We start from the raw sequence: 18,321 nt of genomic DNA on the forward strand, positions 1-18,321 counted from the left end.
CCACAATAACCATAGACACATTCATTGGTTCATAGGGAGAAGCGAGACGTCCTTCGTCGCACGACGATTGGCGGCGTTTTCGACCGCCATTATAATGCTTGCTGCCAACGGAGGCAGCGTATTTGCCAGAAGAAATACGATGCCGGCGCAACCGACACCGAAATCAAGATCGGCAACATCACCTCTACAGCGGCGTCGGCTTACGGTACTACAGGCAAGACCGAGGCCGCCTACTTTCGCGAGATCAACTGCGAAGGCGGCATCAACGGCCGCAAAATCAACTTCATTTCCTATGACGACGGTTACAGTCCACTAAAAGCGGTCGAGCGGGCGCGCAGACTGGTTGAGAGCGAAGAGGTTTTCCTCATCTTCGGTTCGCTTGGCACGCCGTCCAACACCGCCACACAGGAATACGTGAACGCGAAAAAGGTGCCGCAACTGTTCGTGCAGACCGGCGCGACCAAATGGAGCGATCCGCAGAACTTCCCGTGCACTATAGGTTAGTCGCCCAACTATCAAAACGAGGCGCGGATCTAGGCGAGGTATATTTTGAAGGAGAAGCCGAACGCCAAGTCGCCGTTCTCTACCAGAACGACGACCACGGCAAGGATTACCTCAAGCGCCTGAAGGATGGCCTCGGCGCCAAGGCTGCGTCGATGATCGTTGCCGAAGACGCCTATGAGGTGGCCGAGCCGACCATCGACTCGCACGCGGTCAAGATGAAGTCGCTCAATGCCGACGTATTCGTTGACATCGCCACGCCAAAGTTCACGACGCAAGCCATCAGGAAGGCGGCTGAGATCAGCTGCGTTGGAACTCCTGGGGCCCTGCGACGCACTCGCCTCTGCTGAGGCCAGTGCGCACGCCGGGTCGGAAGGACTTCCTTTCCAAGGTCGGTGAGCTGCGTCAGCTGGCGCTCGCGGTACAGCAACGGGTCGCCGAGTTCCAGCTCGCGCCGGGCAAATCGCTCGTTATCGTGCTAAACGAACAAGGATCTGCGTCCGCCCTACCCGGCAAGACAAAGGGAAGGCTGGCATTTCTCTGGTGATGGAGTACGATTTCTCGAGGCGGAGAGAGGCCGCGCGTGTCGCGCGCGAAGAGCTTGATCAGCCGACTTCAAGCCGAAGCCCCCACGGCGGAGTTTGACGGATGGTGCAGCAGTCGCTGAACGTCACGTACTCGGACGGCGGCTCTGAGGTGTTGTGGGAGGACGGCGAGCGCGTGTTCAGTCGCGGCTGGCGACTGGACGACAACGGCAACCGGCTCGCCGTGCTACTTGTTGCGCCTGCCGCCGACCACCCGGCCCGGGCGAGACTCGATCGCCTCACGCACGAATACGAGCTGAAAGATGAACTCGACGGGGCATGGGCGGCGCGGCCGCTCGCCCTCATGCGCGACGCCGGTCGGACCGTACTGGTGCTCGATGATCTCGGTGGCGGGGAGCCGCTCGATCGTTTGCTCGGGGGGCCCATGGAGGTAGGACGCTTCTTGCGCCTTGCTATCGCTGTTACCTCTGCTCTGGACAAGGTTCATCAGCGCGGGCTCATCCACAAAGACATCAAGCCAGCTAATATTGTAGTGGACTGCGCGGATCAACACGTGCGGCTGACTGGGTTTGGCATCGCATCGCGCCTGTCCCGCGAGCGGCAGGCGCCCGAGCCGCCCGAGACCATCGCAGGTACGCTTGCCTACATGGCACCCGAACAAACCGGGCGGATGAACCGCTCGATCGACGCCCGCAGCGATCTCTACGCCCTCGGCGTCACGCTGTACCAGATGCTCACGGGCGTTCTGCCCTTCACGGCGGCTGATCCGATGGAATGGGTGCACTGCCATATTGCCAGAAAACCAGTGCCGCCAGGGGAACGGCTAGAGGGTGTCCCAGCGCCCGTCTCGGCGATCATTATGAAGCTGCTCGCCAAGACTCCCGAGGATCGTTACCAAACCGCCGGCGGTGTCGAGCGCGATCTGCGACGCTGCCTGGCGGAATGGGAAGCGCTCCGCCGTATCGATGACTTTCCGCTCGGCCTGCTCGACACGCCGAACCGGCTGCTCATCCCCGAAAAGCTGTACGGACGAGATCGTGAGATCGCCACGTTGCTTTCCTGCTTCGATCGCATCATCAAGACCGGTGTACCAGAGTTGGTGCTGGTCTCCGGATATTCCGGTATCGGCAAGTCCTCTGTCGTCAATGAGCTGCACAAGGTGCTCGTACCGCCCCGCGGCCTTTTTGCCTCGGGTAAGTTCGACCAATACAAACGCGACATCCCGTATACCACTTTCGCGCAGGCCTTCGGCAGCCTTGTCCGCCCGCTTCTCGGCAAGGAGGAAGAGGAGCTGAGCATCTGGCGCGATGCCTTTCGCCAAGCGTTGGGGCCAAACGCGGAGCTTATCATCGATCTTGTCCCGGAATTGAAACTAATCATCGGAGAACAGCCTCCGGTTCCTGTGCTTCCGCCATTGGATGCGCAACGCCGATTCCAATTGGTATTCGGGCGATTCATCGCCGTATTCGCCCGGCCAGAGCACCCGCTTACGCTGTTCCTCGACGATTTGCAGTGGCTCGATGCAGCAACGCTCGATTTGCTCGAATATCTTCTGAGCCGGCAGGACCTGCAGTACATGATGTTGATCTGCGCCTACCGAGACAACGAAGTGGACTCCGCCCATCCTCTGACGCGCAGGCTCGAATCAATCCGCAAAGCTGGCGCGGTAGTGCAGGAGATCACCCTCGCGCCCCTGGCCTGTGAACACTTGGGACAATTGATTGCGGACTCCCTTCATTGCGAGCCGGAGCGCGCCACATCGTTGGCACAACTAGTTCACGAGAAGACTGCTGGCAATCCATTCTTCGCCAACCAGTTTATTTATGCGCTTGCCGAGGAGGCGTTACTGTTCTTTGACCACTGCAACGCGCGATGGTCTTGGGATGTAAATCGCATTCGCGCAGAGGGTTACACTGATAACGTGGTGGACCTCATGGTCGGGAAGCTGACTCGGCTGCCCGTTCGAACTCAGAACGCATTGCAGCAGCTTGCCTGCCTAGGCAACAGCGCGGATTTCGCACTACTTACGAAGGTTTACGGAGGCTCGAAAGATGTAGTGCATCGAGATCTCCTGGAAGCGGTCCGAGTTGGGCTCGTTCTCCACTCCGAAAGCGCGTATAGCTTTCTGCATGATCGTGTCCAGGAAGCGGCTTATTCACTAATACCTGAAACGGCCCGCGCCGAAGCTCATATTCGAATCGGCCGCCTCCTCGCAGTCGGCACTCCGCCAACGCAGATCGAAGAGAAGATCTTCGACATCGTAAACCAGCTCAATCGTGGCTCTCATCTCATAGTGTCAGATCAGGAGCGTGAGCGGGTCGCAGAATTGAATCTAATTGCAGGTAGACGCGCGAAGATATCAACCGCGTATACTTCAGCGCTGTCGTATCTCGCCGTTGGGCGAGCGTTTTTGACCGAGCAGAGTTGGGACTACAACTACGAGCTCATCTTCGCCATCGAATGTCTCACAGCCGAGTGCGAATTACTGACCGCGAGTAAGGTGGCAGCCGAAACTCGACTTTCGATGCTGGCGCGTCGGGCCAGACGCGGCCCCGACACCGCCGCCGTCACACGTTTGCGGCTCACGCTTTATACCACTTTGGACCAGAGCGATCGCGGCCTCGAGATATGCCTTGAATACCTCCAGCGAGGAGGCATTGATTGGTCACTTCATCCGACTCGTATCGAAGTACAACGCGAATACGATCGAATCTGGTCCCAGCTTGGAAGTCGACAAATCGAGGAACTCGTCGACTTGCCTTTGATGAGCGATCCGGACTTGCTCGCTACTCTAGATATATTAGCCGAGTTTCCGGCAATGCATATCGAGGAGAACTTATCTTCGCTCGTTGTTTGTCGAATGGTGAATCTGAGCCTCGAGTATGGCAACAGTGATGGGTCATGCTTCGCTTATGCATGGTTCGCCCAGATCGCTGGACCTCGCTTCAGCAACTATCAGGACGGTTTTCGTTTCGGCCGGCTTGGCTATGAACTGGTAGAAAAGCGCGGCTTAAAGCGCTATCAAGCTCGAACGTACATGTCCTTTGGTAACATTGTCATGCCATGGGCAAAACATGTCTTAGAGGGACGTGATCTGGTACGTCGCGCCTTTGCTACTGCTGATCGCACAGGGGACATCACATTTGCGGGTTATAGCTGTAATCACTTGATAACCAACTGTTTGGCAGCGGGAGACCCGCTTGCTGAGGTGCAGCGGGAAGCCGAGAGGGGTTTCGAGTATGCGCAGAAGGTTCGGTTCGGTTTCGTCATTGACAATCTCGCCATGCTGCTCGGATTTATTCGGACGCTTAGCGGACTGACTCCGACGTTTGGCTCCTTCAACCACGAGGGTTTCGATGAGCTTCGATTCGAGCGCCACCTAGCGAGTAATCCGGTCTTGAAGCTACTCGAGTTTCGATATTGGGTCCGTAAGTTACAAGCACGGATCTTCGCTGCGGATTATGCTTCCGCCATGGATGCGTCATTGAGAGCGCAACAGCTACTTTGGACCTCACCATCACATTTCGAAACGGCTGAGTATTGCTTCTATAGTGCGCTCGGCCGCGCGGCAGTATGGAATTCCGCATCGCCGGACGAGAAACAGGAACATTTTGAGGCTCTTGTGGCCCACCGCAATCAACTCGAAGTATGGGCGGCGCGCTGTGCGGAAAATTTCGAGAACCGCGCTGCCTTGGTCGGTGCCGAGATCGCCCGCATGGAGGGCCGCGTACTGAACGCTGAGGAGCTGTACGACAAGGCGATCCGCGAGGCCCGCAAACATGGGTTCGTGCACAACCAGGCCATTGCCAACGAGATTGCCGGGCGTTTCTACGCAGAGCGCGGTCAAGAGAAGATCGCTGCGACCTATTTGCGGGCCGCGCGGGCCTGCTACTTGCGCTGGGGAGCCGACGGAAAGGTTCGCCAACTCGAGGAACTGTATCCGCACCTCAAAGTGGACAAGGATTCCCCGGCGACGATAGTGACACCCTTCGAGCAACTCGATTTGGCTACCGTAATCAGAGTTTCGGAAGCGGTGTCAGGCGAGATCGTTTTCGAGAAGCTAATCAATACGCTCATGAGTGCGGCAATCGAACACGCGGGTGCCGATCGAGGTCTCTTGATTCTTCCGCGAGCCGATAAATATCAAATCGAAGCAGAGGCTATAGCCAGCAGTGACAACGTCACCGTGGTCCTGAAACAGGCGCGCGTCACGACCGCAGATCTACCAAGCTCGGTGTTTCACTACGTGCTTCGCACAAAAACAAGCGTTCTCCTGCACGATGCGTCCAGTCAGAACCCGTTTTCAGCGGACGACTATATTCGCGACCATCGCTCACGGTCAGTGCTCTGCCTGCCGATACTGAAACAGACCAGGTTGATTGGCCTGCTGTACTTGGAGAATACGCTTACGACTGCCGCATTTACTCCTACTCGAATGGCGGTGCTCACGCTGCTCGCGTCCCAGGCGGCTATCTCAATAGAGAACGCTAACCTGTACCGCGAGCTGGCCGAGCGGGAGGCGAGGATCCGACGGCTAGTGGATGCCAATATAATCGGCATCCTCTTCTGGGATATAGACGGCCGGATCATCGATGCTAACGAAGCGTTTCTCCGCATCACCGGATACGGCCGCGACGATGTTGTCTCCGGTCGGCTGCGCTGGCGGGATCTGACGCCCACCGAATGGCGCGATGCCGACGACCGACGAATGGCGGAGCTCGAGGCGACCGGAACGGCGCTACCCTACGAGAAGGAGTACTTCCGGAAAAGCGGCAGCCGCGTACCGGTGCTGGTCGGGGCAGCGACGTTCGGCGGGCGGTCCGACCAGGGCGTGGCCTTCGTGGTAGACTTAACTGAGCGCAAGCGAGCAGAGCAGGAAATTCGCGAAAGCGAGCGGCGCTACGGCGAGGTGCAGATGGAGCTCGTGCACGCAAATCGAGTCGCGACACTGGGGCAGCTCTCGGCTTCGATTGCCCATGAAGTCAACCAGCCGATCGGGGCAACGCTCAACAATACTTCCGCTGCGTTGCACTGGCTGAGCAAAGAACCGGCAGATTTGGAGAAAGCGCGGCAGGCCCTCAACCGGATCTTTGCAAACGGCAATCGCGTCAGCGACGTCGTCGCTCGGATGCGCGCCCTTTTCAAAAAAGCACCTCTACGGAAAGAAAACGTGGACATTAACGCTGCAATTCTCGAGGTCATCACCCTGACCCGCGGCGAGATCGTGAAGAACGGCATTTCGGTCAAGTCGCAGCTCGCGGACGACTTGCCGCTTATTCGAGGGGATCGGGTTCAGCTGCAACAAGTGATCATGAACCTGATCATGAACGCCGTCGAAGCGTTGAGTGCGGTCAGCGAGGGGGCGCGAGAATTGGTGATCACTACTCATACCGGAGAGCCCTCCGGCGTGCTCGTCGTGGTGCGGGATTCGGGTCCAGGTCTCAGTTCAGAGGGTCTGGAGCGTATCTTTGACGCCTTCAACACCACAAAGCCTGGCGGCTTGGGCATGGGTCTGTCGATTTGCCGCACCATCATTGAAGCGCACGGAGGGGGACTCTGGGCCACCGCTGCCCAGCCGCAGGGCGCAAGTTTTCAATTCACGGTGCCCGAGCAGTCAAATGAGGCAGCGTAAATTGAACATCTGCAGCAGGCCATCACCGGAGCGGGTGCCTACAGAACTGACGAATCTTGATATGACTCTTGCAGTTTTGTGATCTTCTGTTGCTGGCGGTCAAAGAACGGAATCTTGAGGAAATGGCGGATCGGCTCGAGCGCGTCCGCGCGCGACATTCCAACAGCGAGGCGCGGCTGCGGCGTGTCATGGAGACCTATATCGACTACTGGGTCGACAACCCCGATCACTTCCGCTCGCTCTATTCGATGGCTGGGACTGTCGAGGACAGACGCTTTCCTGATGGCGTCTATTTCGGGCAGACCGACATTGCGCGGCGGGGATTTGGGATTTTTGTGACCTCGATCGGCGAGTATCTCTCCGAGCTGGGTGTGGAGACAACGCCGATGCTAACGCAACGACTGGCAACGGCCCTGCTTTGCGCGGGCATGGAGTGATTTCACTGCCGCTCGGAACGCCAACTATGAAATGGCCGGATATCCGTGGCAACGGCCGATTGGTACTCGGCAATCTCATTGACGCTTGGTCGGCGAAGATCGAAGCCGCGCGGCGGACGGACGCCTGGCCGAAAATTTCAATCATCAATTTCCTTTAGATCGGCCGCACGGAGCCAACAACTCGGTTTGTGAGACTCAACCCCGGCCATGTCTGTTCTATGCCAACCGCGGTCGCCGGCTTGGCCCCTGCTGTATGCCCTACGGCGCTCACCTTCGTCCTTCTTTATGTCCGCGTGACCTGCCTCGTCAGACGTCGACATCTCTCACTACCGTCTCCCTGAATCGGGCCGACCTGCAAAAGGTCAGCGCAGCGCACCGCTGGTCGCCGCCTCACAGCTTGGTCGCCATCGTCACCCGGACCGCCCCTGACGGAGCGATCACCGGCTCGCCTTCAGCGCCTGGGCAATCGACGAAATCATCGCCCTATCCGCTCCACGCCCGGCTCGGATCGTGATTCCGTCGACCTCAATCTCGATGATCCCGCTATCTGCCCGCGCGCCGCTTTGCGCTCCCGGTAAGCACTTGGGTCGGTACCCTGCGACCAGCACGGCCGGCACAACCTTTACTTGGGCAGCTTCGGAATGACCGCCTGCTGCTTCTCGCGACTGACGTCGCGAGCCAAACAACTGCTGCGGCGACAATCCGGCGTCTCCTGTGAAGACTTCAAGCCGCCGCACCGGCTCCGTGATGGCAGTATGGCACTGTGTCCATTCTAAGCCTAACGGTCGAAACCGAACCGCAGACTGGCAGATCACACCGTCATCCGGTAGGTGGCCGCTGAACTGCCCTTACGTTTGCACTGTCGGGCAGCGCTGCGCCGATCCCGGCACGCTGATGCAAACCGAATGCAGTGGCACCGAGATTGTCGCCCGATAAGGCTCCGCAGCGACGTCGCAAGGTTCTATGACGCCGACAGAATGAGCGACTTGGAGTTCTGCCATGAACGAGCTTTCTCGGCCGCAAATCGTTGCGGGCGTCCGATCAAGTAGCCTTGCATCTCGTCGCAGCCCTCCTTAATGAGCAATGACATCTGGTCCTTTGTTTCGATCCCTTCCGCCAGGACCGGCACACCCAGCCCATGGGCGAGCCCGATGATCGCGCGAACGATGGCCAATGATCGCTCGCTCTGTCCCAAGGAGGCGACGAAGGACCGGTCGACCTTGATCCTGTCGAGAGGAAATGCCTCAACATAGGACAGCGAGGAATACCCGGTCCCGAAGTCGTCGAGCGCGATCAGGATGCCCAGGCTCTTGAGCGATTGCATCGTCCTCTTGGCGCGCGAGACGTCCTCGATCAGGACGCCTTCGGTGATCTCGACCTCCAGGCGCGCAGGCGCGAGCCCGCTTTCACGCAGCGCCTTGCGGACCTGTGCATCGAGGTTTTCCCTGCGGAACTGCGCGGCCGAGACGTTGACCGCGATCCTGAAGGGCTGGTTCCACGATGCCGCCTCACGGCAGGCCTCCATCAGCACCCAGTCGTCGATCTGGGCAATCGAGCCACTCCGCTCCGCCACTGGGATGAATTCTCCGGGAGGGATGATTCCGCGATCGGGATGCCGCCAGCGAACGAGGGCCTCGTAGCCGGTAGTGTGCCCATCGCGGTGCTGCTGAGGCTGATAATCCAAATAGAGCTCCCCGCGTTCGACGGCGAACCGCAGGTCATGCTCCAGCGCGCGGCGCTCCCGAAGCTGCTGGTCCATCGCGCTCGTGAACAGCCGGATCGCGCCCCTGCCCTCGTGCTTGGCGCGATAGAGCGCTGCATCCGCGTTCGCGAGCAGAGAAACGATGTTATCCGCATCTCTGGGAAACAGCGCCGCGCCGACGCAGAGGTCCAGCTTCAGACCATGACGATCGACTACGATCGGATCCTCGAATGCAGCCCGCATCTTGGTCGCGAGGAGTTCCGCGCTTCCCGACATCGGCTCTTCTTCCGTAATGCCGATGAACTCGTCGCCGCCCACCCGCGCTACGTAGCAGCCTTGCGCGGCTTCCTGAAGGCGCCGTGAGGCTTCGCGCAGCACGGCATCTCCGACCGCATGCCCGAATAGATCGTTGATCTCCTTGAAGTGATCGAGGTCGATACACAGCACGGCGAAGCCGGATCCGGTGACCTCGGCCCGCTCGAGCGCAGCCGAGAGGTGCTGATTTAAGGCTGTCCGATTGGGCAGCTCGGTGAGAACATCATGGGAGGCCAGATAGCTGATCCTCTCCTGGGCGCGGTTGCGCTCGGTAATGTCGAACGCCACGCAAACATGGGCTAAACGTCCCTCGTACTGGAGCGGACGAGACTCGATCGCGACCTGTATGAGATCTCCGCCAGCGGTTCTGTGCAGTTCAAAGTCCACAAGGTCATCGGATGCTCCGCACTCCAGCTGCTGCTCGGACATCAGAAGTAGATCCTCGCGCCGATAGCCGTAGTGCCGGCACATCGCTGCGTTCACCGCGAGCAATTGCCGGGTTGCTGTATCGACCACCCACATGGGCAGTGGATTCTCCTCGAACAGGAGCCGGAACGAGGCCTCCCGACGCTTCAGGTCGGTGATATCGATCCGGACCCCGATGCTGCCTCCATCAGCCGTGCGCCGTTCCTCCACCCGGATCCAGCGGTCGCCAGGCAAATGCTGCTCGTGGGAGTATCTCGGTAGCGCATGGTGTGCCAAGCGTTCAGTGAGCCATTCATCCTCTCGGCCAATCGCCTCCGGATATTGCTGCCGCGCCAGTCCAGCCCGGAGAATGCTTTCGAACGGTGCGCCCGCCGCAAGCGCTTCGTGGCTGGCAGCATAGAATTCCGCGTATTGGCTATTCCAAAGGACCAGTCGATCATCCTTGTCAAAGACGGCGAGGCCTTCAGGAACGACCTCGAGCGCCTCGGTGAGATGGGAGTGAGCGGCGCGGGCGGCAGCTTCGGCCTGTTCGGATGCAGCCGTCGCTTCGGCAAGAGCCATCTCGGTTCGATGCCGCTCCGTGATGTCCTCGTGCGTGGCAACCCAGCCTCTGCCCTCCATGGGGCGGTGCCGGATGCGCACAATCCGTCCATTCGTCAGCTCGACGGTCGTATCTGAGTTTTGGGCGATCACCGGGTCGCTATTGCGCCAGACCAGATACTCCTCCTTCGAGATCTTCGGTGCGCTGCCGGCCGAGTACCTGAGATCGACGATGTCATTCAGCTTCATCCCCGGCCGCACGGCTTCTGGATCCAGATCGTAAATCTCCAGATACTTCCGATTGCAGACGATCAGACGCTGATCATCGTCGAAGAAGCATAGGCCCTGGGACATGTTGTTAAGGGCCCGATCGAACCGATCAGCCACGGCGGTCGCGGTCTGCTCCGCGGCTCTTGCGCGCTCCCCTTCCTGGATCAGGCTGCTATGAGCTTGGATCAGTTGGACAAACGAGCGAAAGTTGGTGTTGATCATCCGGCCGAGCAGCACGAGCAACAACATCAAATTGATCCCGAGCGAGATCATGATCCCGTCACCCGAAACGAGCAGCACGGTCGCGATTTGGGGTACCGGCAATCAGCATGGTCAGCAGGGACGCCGCTGGAAAGCTGCCGAGGCAGTAGGCCGTGCCGATGCACCCCATGAAGACCAGCAACGCGATAGGCGCGCGCAGATCGGGATCTACGGTCGCGAACAGGGCCAGAATCCAGACAACAAAGCCCGCATTGAGTAGCACCGCGACAACGCGAGTTCGCCTGAGCTCACGGTGCGCCTGCTCCGGCGTGACATCGACCGTTTTCAAGCGGAGCCACTGAACCAACCGGAGCAGGCACAGTGCGAGGAGAGCGGTTGGCAGGCCGAATCTGAGCCAGGCCGATACAGTTAGGGGGAGGACCAGGGCTACACTGATACTATCGACCAGCAGCACAGCGTAGAGAACTGGAACCTGCTTTCGCAAAATCCGGAATTGCTCGACGACCAGCGAACGACCGAGCGGATCCGTTGTATCGCCCACGGCGAACGCGGCACGTAGTCGCGCGAATAAATCCATCGAGATTGTCCTGCCCCCTTCAGAACTTAGGCGGGAGAGACGAACGACGGGTAAAGCCGTTTGGTATCCCGGGACTTAATGGCTTGCTGCAACTGCAAGCTCTTCAGCAGCAGCGAGGCTCAACTTAGCGCAGTTTCCCGTCGTCTCAAAAATCCAAGGTGGTCCTGAGACCGGAAGCCGAGCAGTTCCTCAGGCCCGGGCCCCGGAAGCGTGGCACGGCCGCGGACGATGTATTGGAAATTGGGCTGAACGGTCCAGGCGTCCTTAATTTTAATTTAATAGAGCGCGGCCAGAAGTCGTTCGAAGCTTCGTACCCGGCCAATTTGGACCAACCCGGGCTCCCGATAGGCCAAATCGAGCGCCTGCGCCCGCTTTGAGACGAGAGCGTGCCGGCTGCGATGCAACTTGTCGTCAGGACGGTTAGCGCGCAAACCGATGAGCTCGAGGCCCGGCGTAGAGATCGATAGCATTGCGGTCGGCGCCGCCGCCGGCAACCCTGGCGATCCCGCGGTCATGGTTTGCGGGGCGGATCGTTGACGTGAAAATCACCTCCGTAGCGTTCCGCTCCTGCGGATCGCCCGGACCGACGCCGCCTTGGGGCACCTCGAGATCGACATGCACTGACGAAGCGGCAACTCAACTCATCCTTGCACGCATCCTTCGGAACGCCGCGACGAACCATGTGCGCACCGCGAGGATTGCAGTCCAAAGCTTGGCAAACCACGGGATGGTGAGCAGTTTTGGCTTGACGATGACGAAGAGCCGTTCGACCACGAACAGACTGAGAAGATAGCACGTTGCGATCATCGCCGTCCCGGCGATCCAGTGACCTTCCCCGGCAACGGCGACCGCGACCAATTTCAACGGCTCTACGGTCGCCGTCGGCACCGCCAACAGAAATAGCGATTGGTAGGGTCCAAGATTTTCCACCCGTCGTTTAAGGCTCATGAGCAGCTCCTGATTCTTCAACTGCGCAGCGAGCGGCGACGTTCCATGCTCGGAACATTTGCCGGTCTTTCCCCTTCGGGGGCACAATGGCGATCGAGGAGTTCGGGCATGGAGAAAGATGTCGCGATGCCTGTTGGCGGCCACGATAGCAACGGGCGCATGCGCGGCGACCACGGTGCTGACGGTCGCGCCGACGGAAAGTTGGACGGTGACGTTGGGCCTCGGAGATGCCGATGAAGGAGTTCATGAAAGGTCGCTGGGTTCGCCCTGGACGGCAGCCGCTGGGACGGCATCTATGTCGGCCGGCAGAAGGGCGACGAGTTCATCTATGCCGGCGCGGTCGACCACGGCTTCGAATGCGATCACCGGCGTCAAGGAAGCCGCCGATCACGTCCTCGAGGTGGCAAAGACCGAGATGAAACAGCGCGCGGATGATCTTGGCGAAGGTACCTGACACCCAAGCAGCGGGCGAAGCTGATCGTGAACGGAAGGCGGCTTACAAAGCGATCCATTCGGAGACAAAGAGGGGTGGCGACTGCCGATCTAAATCCCAAGTTCGTGTTTGAAATCGAAAGCCTTTCGACGATACGCCGCAAAAAGCGAACGATCTCGGACAGCCCTCGCTCGCGGCGCGACCCGCGCCAAGGCACTCGGGCCTGACCTTGACCGCGTCGCCCGGACGTCGCCGGACAAGGGAGCCGAGCTCGACGCCCTCGCCGCCATGCAACCCGAGGGCCAGGCGCCAATATGCGCGTGGGCTGCCGCAGCCTTCTCGGCGAGGACACTGCAAGAGCGGCCCGGCGTTCGCCTCGCGCGCCGCTCCCGGCTCAGCCGCCGCTACGTCCTTTTCGAGGTGGGTCGCTTCGCGAAGCTCCGAATAGTTGACGCAGATGGCGAACGGAGGCGGCGCCGAGGTTCTGGAAGCTCAGCAGATCGGCATCGGCCATGTTCCGGACCTCGCCGACAGTCTTGACGCCCTCGATCTCGAGCGCATTGCGAAGACGGGACGGCAAGTCAATTTGATCAAGAGGGGCTTCGTCTGAAAAGTGAATGGGTACAACGGGGTTTGGTGAAGAAGACGGCTAGTATGTGATTAGGCGCAAAACCTGACGGCAGCCTTACCGCTGCGCCTCGGTGGCCATCCAGCATAGCCGCCTTCGGGCGCGCAGGTAATCCTAGTAGCGGATGGTTGGGTCCACGTTCCGGGCGGCCTTGAACGCGGCCTTGAAGTCGAATAGTTCGCCGCACGGCTTCCATCTTCTCGATGGCGGCGTGGAAGGCCGCCACCGCGGCGAGCGCCCTCTGGAGAGCCTGGCCACTATCTCCTCGAGCTTATACGCGATGACAAGGGGCTTGCCTGGACGGAGTGCTTCCAATCGTACAGGTGATAGCTGAGGCGGAAGTGATCGCCGCGGATGCAGCAACAGACGATGCGGCCGGCTGGTCGTCGACGGTCGCATCGTCCGCCGCGCCGATGTGCCCGGCCTCCGTCGATCCAGATCGCCGCGACGCCCCCGGCGCGGAGGTAATTGTCAGCCAGGTCGTCGTCGTGGCGAGCCTTGCCAACGTCGTCCAACACGATCCGTGGTTTGCGTCGATCGCGTCAACCTGTCTCCGTTTTTACCGCCTGACACGGCGATCATGCATGGCCGCTGCCAGAGTACCGACTGCCACGCCCATGATGATGATCCAGACAACAAGTCCCGCGTACCAAGGAAGCACGTTGGTCATCGTCACTCCTCCTGGTCTACGCCGACCGGCGCTCTCGTGGCGTCCGCCCCCTCCTCCCGGGACGCCCCTTGCGATCATTGACGCGACGTTGCGGCGTATTGGAAAGCGGCGGGGGACCCCTCGACGGCGCGTCATCGATCAAGTCATCAAGTGTCGGCTCGTGCTCGGCTGGTGGACGCTCCAGCGCGGCGAGAAAGGCCCTGCCCGCGTCGGTTATGCGCCACTCGCCAGGCTCGCGCACAATCAGCTTCTTGCCGAAGATGTCCACGCTGCCGCCGGCACGGGTCTCCATGCGCTTCATCCGCGCCGTCCATTCCGGCCCGCTGGTCATGAGCACGGCAAGATAGCGCTTCAGCTCTTCGAGCGTCGCCCGGCCGCTGGGATGGCCGTCCAGAACCTTGAGGATAGTGAGCTGAAAACTCAACGCCACACTCCGCAACGAAATCATTAAAATATGATGATGAGCCTACATCGGACCATGCGGCTGTCCAGAACGAATTGGGAAGAGAACCCGCATTCTGGGCTTTCCTCCCGCTCAGCACCGAGCTTGCAAATGCCAAGACCGAAGCATTAGGCCTGCCCCGCCAAGCTCGCCGGCCGCGGGCTCGGCCCAAAGGGCCGCTCGGCGTCCTCCGCTTACCGGGCGGCCCCGGGGCCGAAAGGGTCTTGGCGACCGTTCCCGCAGGCCTCATCGGGCAACCGGATGCGCTCACAGCTTCATTCGGCTGTCCAACACCGAGACCTATCTGAGGCTGAAGAAATGAACCGTCGGGCACGCCGCCGCCTGCCGCCGCTCGCCGCGATCTTCACCTCGATGAGCAGGCGATCGACGGTCGCGGCGTTGATGGCCAGAACACGATCACGGTCCGCCTGGCCAAGCTGCAATCGGCCATATTGCTCGCGGGCAGCAAGGTCGGGATCATCGCCTTGAGCCGCTTGCCCCACGCCCAATCCCACGCCTCCCACAGCGCCGTCATCGCGTCCTTGATCGTCGCACCATATCTACGCTTGCGCTCTCGACGTGCTGCAGCTGCGCAGGCCCAGCCATTGCGCGTCGCCGGAGTGCGCGCACCGCGCTGCTGCAGTGATCGGCGATAAGTTGTCCAGTCGTCGCGCGAGGAGAACACCATCGGCGGCAACGCGCCCTTCCCGGGGTTCATCGAGCCCGCCCGTCTCACCGGGGGGTAGCGTTCCTGTCTCATTGCCCCAGCGGCCTCCAGCCCGTGTCTGCTGCTAATCTGCAAGACTGGCTGAGCCCAGTACAAGAGCAGCTATGGCCATCATGCCCAGGATAGCAAGCCGGAGCTTGCTAAGAGCCGGCCAAATGGCGTTGCCGCCCTAGCTGTGGTCCCGCGCTGGCCAGCGCTCCGCCACCTGAACCTTTACGCTGACCGTTCAGACGAATGAATGTCCGGGATTTTGCTAATCCCTCTCGGGGCTGGAACGCCGCCTGCGCTTTATTTCAAGCGGGCGGCGTTTTCTTATGGCGTTCGTGGAGCTTGCGTGCCCTCCGCCCGCCCAGCGGGCAACAAAACGGCCCCAGCGGGGGGCTGCAGGCTGGGGCCGCCATTCCATCCCGGACAATAATCGGCGGTAAGGCGTCCGGGGTAGGACAAGTTCCAGAGGAACCAGAGGTTCCATCAATGGCCTTAAAGAACGGGCCCGGTGTACTACCCTGGAGGACGGGCCGATCGCTCAGCAGCCGGAAAGGAGTTGTTCGGCTACAAGGCCGCACCGTACAGGATCGGCAGGGCTGACCTTGATGCCGATCAAGCACCTGAATGTTAAGCGGCTTCTTGAGGCCGTTCGCGCAGTGACATGGCAGACCTACGTTTTGCCTGCCCGCGACAAAACTCCGGCTGCAACCTCCATGATCGTGCCGCCCACGATTGACTCTGGGCGCGTGTCAAAGGACGATCCCGCCGCCGGCACTGGGGCGAGGCTACTCAATGATGGATCGGACGAACCTGCGCTATCTTCTGCGTCTGCTTGAACATGGCCCATTTGAACGTCGCCCACGCGGTGGCTGGCGCTTCGGCACCAAGGTGATCAGCGACGCGGTTGTCGAACGGCTGCTCGCCAGCGGTCGAGTCGAGATAGTCGGCTTGACGCTGCAACTCGCAGCAATGCCACCCTCAGGGCCGAGCCGATCCCGGAACGAACGACCGTCAGCAGGATTGCCTTTCTCGCAGTAGGAGTTGCGTCATGCGTCATGCGCCGTCCATCGTGCCGCTGGATCGGCTCGACCGGGACATCTACCTCGTCCTGGAGGATTTCGGTGCCCGGGCCGGCTGCTCATGGCGCGAGACCGACGAGCAGGACACCGACTTCGAGACGATCATCCGCGACCTCATCACGGGCCAGTACGCCTATCCGGTCCGGATCGTGGCTTTCAACGCCGTTGATGGCTGGTCGCGCGACGCCACCAGCGAGGTCGCAGATGAGCTTGGTGAGCGCGCCGCGGGCAACGCCGAGATCACGCCAGCCCTGCGCGCCTTCATCGAAGCGAATGCTACCCGGCCGTTTGCTGTCCAACTAGCACTTCCACTGCGCGGAGCTGTGTGAGCATGGCGCCCCTGGCCGCCGCCTCGAGCAGAGCCATGACGACGCCATGAACGCGCTGGCCAACTACCTGACACGCGAGGACGACGCGCAGACCACGGTCGATTGGCTGCTCCGCATCCTGGATCGCGACGGCCTCCGCGACGCTATCACCGAGGTCTTGGTTGACGCGAGGGTGCATCCGCGGCGGAGAGCTGACGTGCCGGAATAGACGGTCTGGCCAGGGCAACCGTCAGAAGCCGTGCATTAGCAGGTCAGCTCGCGACGCGATCGCTGCCCGATGTCCGAGAACGGGGAACAGGCGACCTCCCGTATGAAGTTGAGCTACACGGTCGTTGGCTGCGAAGCCCAATCGACCGAATGCCGCCCTGGCCGCTGCGGCAGGATAGGGACGAGCAGACAATTGCAGCGAGAATGACCACGGAAGCTAAAGGGCGACTCAGGGAGAGCCCGCCATTGACTGGCTTGCGCGCGCGACATTCCAACAGCGAGGCCCAGCTGCGGCGTGTCATGGAGACCTATATCGAACTGGGTCGACTACCCCGATCACTTCCGCTCGCTCTATTCGATGCGAGGGCCGCTGAGAGTTCGATAGCCCTTACCTGATTGCCTGCTAAGAGCTGCACTCTGCTTTGCAGTTGGAGCGCAAGGCCGCCAAAATGAGCAGGTCAACCGACGTGTTTCGATCGGAGATCGTTGCGGTATCGACGATCGGCGTCGCCGCGATGGTCTTTTTTTGGGATCTCTGGCTATGAGGCCTGCTCCGCCTTGACGGCGGCAACGGCCAGCATCGCGTCGCCGATCATGTTGCCCTGTGCCTTCAGGGCATTGCCGGCGCCGACGATATCCCGGACCTCTTTGTTCTGGCTCAGCTTCGACTTGCCGACCAGGCGTGTGATCTCGATCTCGATGCCGACGATCATCTTGAGCATCGTGTCGATGTAGTCCTTGGGGCTGTCGGTCATCTTCCAAGGATTGGCCTGTTTCGCCTCATGAATGCGCGTCAGGCGCGCGACCATGCCGCGGACGTGACGCTCATCATCGCGGATCGTGACACGTCCGTACACATGCGCAACCATGTAGTTCCAAGACGGGACCTGCTTCTTGAACTCGACCTTGCTCGGATACCAGTTCGGCGCGATGTAGGCATCCGCGGCGCGGAAGACGATCAGAACCTCATCACCGGTGGCGAGATCCTGCCAAACAGGGTTCGCACGAGCTACATGCGAATGAAGCACGCCCTGCTGACCTTCGTGCGCATGCAGTTCGAACGGAATATGATTCGCGTCGAGTCCACTCTTCCCGTTCGTAAAGAGGATGCCGAGCGGATTATTTTCAATGAGATCGTGAAGCACCTCGGCGCGAGCCTCAACGAAGTGCGGAGGGACGTACATGACAACTCCGGCTATTGCAGGACGCTGTGCACCCTTGGGTCGCGCAGCATCAACAGGTTTGGTTCAGACCTCGGTCATCTCGAATTCACTCTTGCCAGCACCACAGTCGGGGCAGATCCAATCTGCGGGCACGTCCTCCCAGCGGGTGCCGGGCGGAATGCCCTCGTCAGGCCATCCGTCTCGCTCGTTGTGAATGAGCCCGCACAGTGCACACATCCAGGTCTTGTAGACGGGCGCATCGCCTGCGATTTCCGTGTTCACGTGAGCAGTTTCGTTGCTCATGACAACTTCCCCTATTCCTGTGGCAGGGTTCACGAGTTCGATTTAGGGCAAGGCTGGCCTATCCAACAGTGCAAGATGACTGCAGTTTACCGGACCAGTTTCTTGCCTGCGATACTACTTTTCCCTTTGTTTCGCCGATCGTGATCATCACCTGCACCTTGCGTTTGCTGGCGTGCCGATGCTGCGCCATCGCGCGGGTGGCGCGTTCGTCGAGATACGACTCATCTTGGGGCTCTT

The 18,321-nt window shown here is 60.3% G+C and carries 14 protein-coding genes and 2 pseudogenes; 8 read left to right on the forward strand and 8 right to left on the reverse strand.

Annotated elements, in window-relative coordinates:
• Window positions 1-94: 94 nt before the first annotated feature.
• From IVB13_RS34395 to IVB13_RS34405, 3 genes and pseudogenes are all read left to right on the forward strand, one after another.
• Window positions 95-803 (forward strand): annotated as a pseudogene (locus tag IVB13_RS34395) (ABC transporter substrate-binding protein); the annotation flags it as partial.
• 346 nt (window positions 804-1,149) lie between these two features.
• Window positions 1,150-6,678, forward strand: coding sequence for an ATP-binding sensor histidine kinase (locus IVB13_RS34400; RefSeq protein WP_247491811.1), 5,529 nt, complete (start codon window positions 1,150-1,152; stop codon window positions 6,676-6,678).
• A gap of 89 nt (window positions 6,679-6,767) precedes the next feature.
• Window positions 6,768-7,115 carry a hypothetical protein gene (locus IVB13_RS34405; RefSeq protein ID WP_247385381.1) on the forward strand — a complete coding sequence of 116 codons (348 nt, stop codon included), beginning with the start codon at window positions 6,768-6,770 and terminating at the stop codon, window positions 7,113-7,115.
• A gap of 961 nt (window positions 7,116-8,076) precedes the next feature.
• On the opposite strand, the gene IVB13_RS34410 is transcribed toward IVB13_RS34405, so the two are convergent.
• The 3 genes from IVB13_RS34410 to IVB13_RS34420 all read right to left on the reverse strand — a co-directional run bounded on the left by IVB13_RS34410 (window position 8,077) and on the right by IVB13_RS34420 (window position 12,136).
• Window positions 8,077-10,641: an EAL domain-containing protein gene (locus IVB13_RS34410; RefSeq protein WP_247491823.1), complete on the reverse strand. Its 2,565-nt coding sequence runs from the start codon at window positions 10,639-10,641 to the stop codon at window positions 8,077-8,079.
• A gap of 7 nt (window positions 10,642-10,648) precedes the next feature.
• Entirely contained in the window at window positions 10,649-11,167 is a 519-nt protein-coding gene (locus IVB13_RS34415) for a hypothetical protein (RefSeq protein WP_247491824.1), read from the reverse strand.
• A gap of 636 nt (window positions 11,168-11,803) precedes the next feature.
• Entirely contained in the window at window positions 11,804-12,136 is a 333-nt protein-coding gene (locus tag IVB13_RS34420; RefSeq protein ID WP_247491826.1) for a hypothetical protein, read from the reverse strand.
• Between the two features lie 231 nt (window positions 12,137-12,367).
• On the opposite strand from IVB13_RS34420, the pseudogene IVB13_RS34425 reads away from it, so the two are divergent.
• The 3 genes and pseudogenes from IVB13_RS34425 to IVB13_RS34430 all read left to right on the forward strand — a co-directional run.
• Window positions 12,368-12,472: pseudogene (locus IVB13_RS34425) on the forward strand (DNA ligase); the annotation flags it as partial.
• A complete protein-coding gene (locus tag IVB13_RS40260; protein ID WP_256464742.1) occupies window positions 12,444-12,569 on the forward strand; it encodes a hypothetical protein in 126 nt (41 codons plus the stop codon). The pseudogene IVB13_RS34425 and the gene IVB13_RS40260, both read left to right, overlap by 29 nt.
• A gap of 436 nt (window positions 12,570-13,005) precedes the next feature.
• Window positions 13,006-13,158: a hypothetical protein gene (locus IVB13_RS34430; RefSeq protein ID WP_018456542.1), complete on the forward strand. Its 153-nt coding sequence runs from the start codon at window positions 13,006-13,008 to the stop codon at window positions 13,156-13,158.
• Between the two features lie 704 nt (window positions 13,159-13,862).
• On the opposite strand, the gene IVB13_RS34435 is transcribed toward IVB13_RS34430, so the two are convergent.
• From IVB13_RS34435 to IVB13_RS34445, 3 genes are all read right to left on the reverse strand, one after another.
• Window positions 13,863-14,270, reverse strand: coding sequence for a hypothetical protein (locus IVB13_RS34435; RefSeq protein WP_039799784.1), 408 nt, complete (start codon window positions 14,268-14,270; stop codon window positions 13,863-13,865).
• A gap of 382 nt (window positions 14,271-14,652) precedes the next feature.
• Complete coding sequence (locus tag IVB13_RS34440) at window positions 14,653-15,006, reverse strand: hypothetical protein (RefSeq protein ID WP_247491828.1); 354 nt, start codon at window positions 15,004-15,006, stop codon at window positions 14,653-14,655.
• A gap of 786 nt (window positions 15,007-15,792) precedes the next feature.
• On the reverse strand, window positions 15,793-15,963 hold the full coding sequence (locus IVB13_RS34445; RefSeq protein WP_247491829.1) for a hypothetical protein: 171 nt from the start codon (window positions 15,961-15,963) through the stop codon (window positions 15,793-15,795).
• 88 nt (window positions 15,964-16,051) lie between these two features.
• Between IVB13_RS34445 and IVB13_RS34450 the strand changes: the two genes are divergently transcribed.
• The gene (locus IVB13_RS34450) at window positions 16,052-16,411 is read left to right on the forward strand and encodes a hypothetical protein (protein WP_018456539.1); all 360 of its coding nucleotides are present in this window, start codon (window positions 16,052-16,054) and stop codon (window positions 16,409-16,411) included.
• A gap of 46 nt (window positions 16,412-16,457) precedes the next feature.
• Window positions 16,458-16,619 carry a hypothetical protein gene (locus tag IVB13_RS34455; RefSeq protein WP_247491831.1) on the forward strand — a complete coding sequence of 54 codons (162 nt, stop codon included), beginning with the start codon at window positions 16,458-16,460 and terminating at the stop codon, window positions 16,617-16,619.
• 538 nt (window positions 16,620-17,157) lie between these two features.
• Here the strand turns inward: IVB13_RS34455 and IVB13_RS34460 are convergent.
• Both IVB13_RS34460 and IVB13_RS34465 read right to left on the reverse strand, forming a co-directional pair.
• Window positions 17,158-17,802 carry an FMN-binding negative transcriptional regulator gene (locus IVB13_RS34460; RefSeq protein ID WP_247491833.1) on the reverse strand — a complete coding sequence of 215 codons (645 nt, stop codon included), beginning with the start codon at window positions 17,800-17,802 and terminating at the stop codon, window positions 17,158-17,160.
• A 63-nt stretch (window positions 17,803-17,865) separates the two neighbouring features.
• Entirely contained in the window at window positions 17,866-18,018 is a 153-nt protein-coding gene (locus IVB13_RS34465) for a rubredoxin (RefSeq protein WP_247492179.1), read from the reverse strand.
• Between the last annotated feature and the right edge of the window lie 303 nt (window positions 18,019-18,321).

This window comes from Bradyrhizobium sp. 17, assembly GCF_023073515.1.
GTDB classification, from domain to species: domain Bacteria; phylum Pseudomonadota; class Alphaproteobacteria; order Rhizobiales; family Xanthobacteraceae; genus Bradyrhizobium; species Bradyrhizobium canariense_D.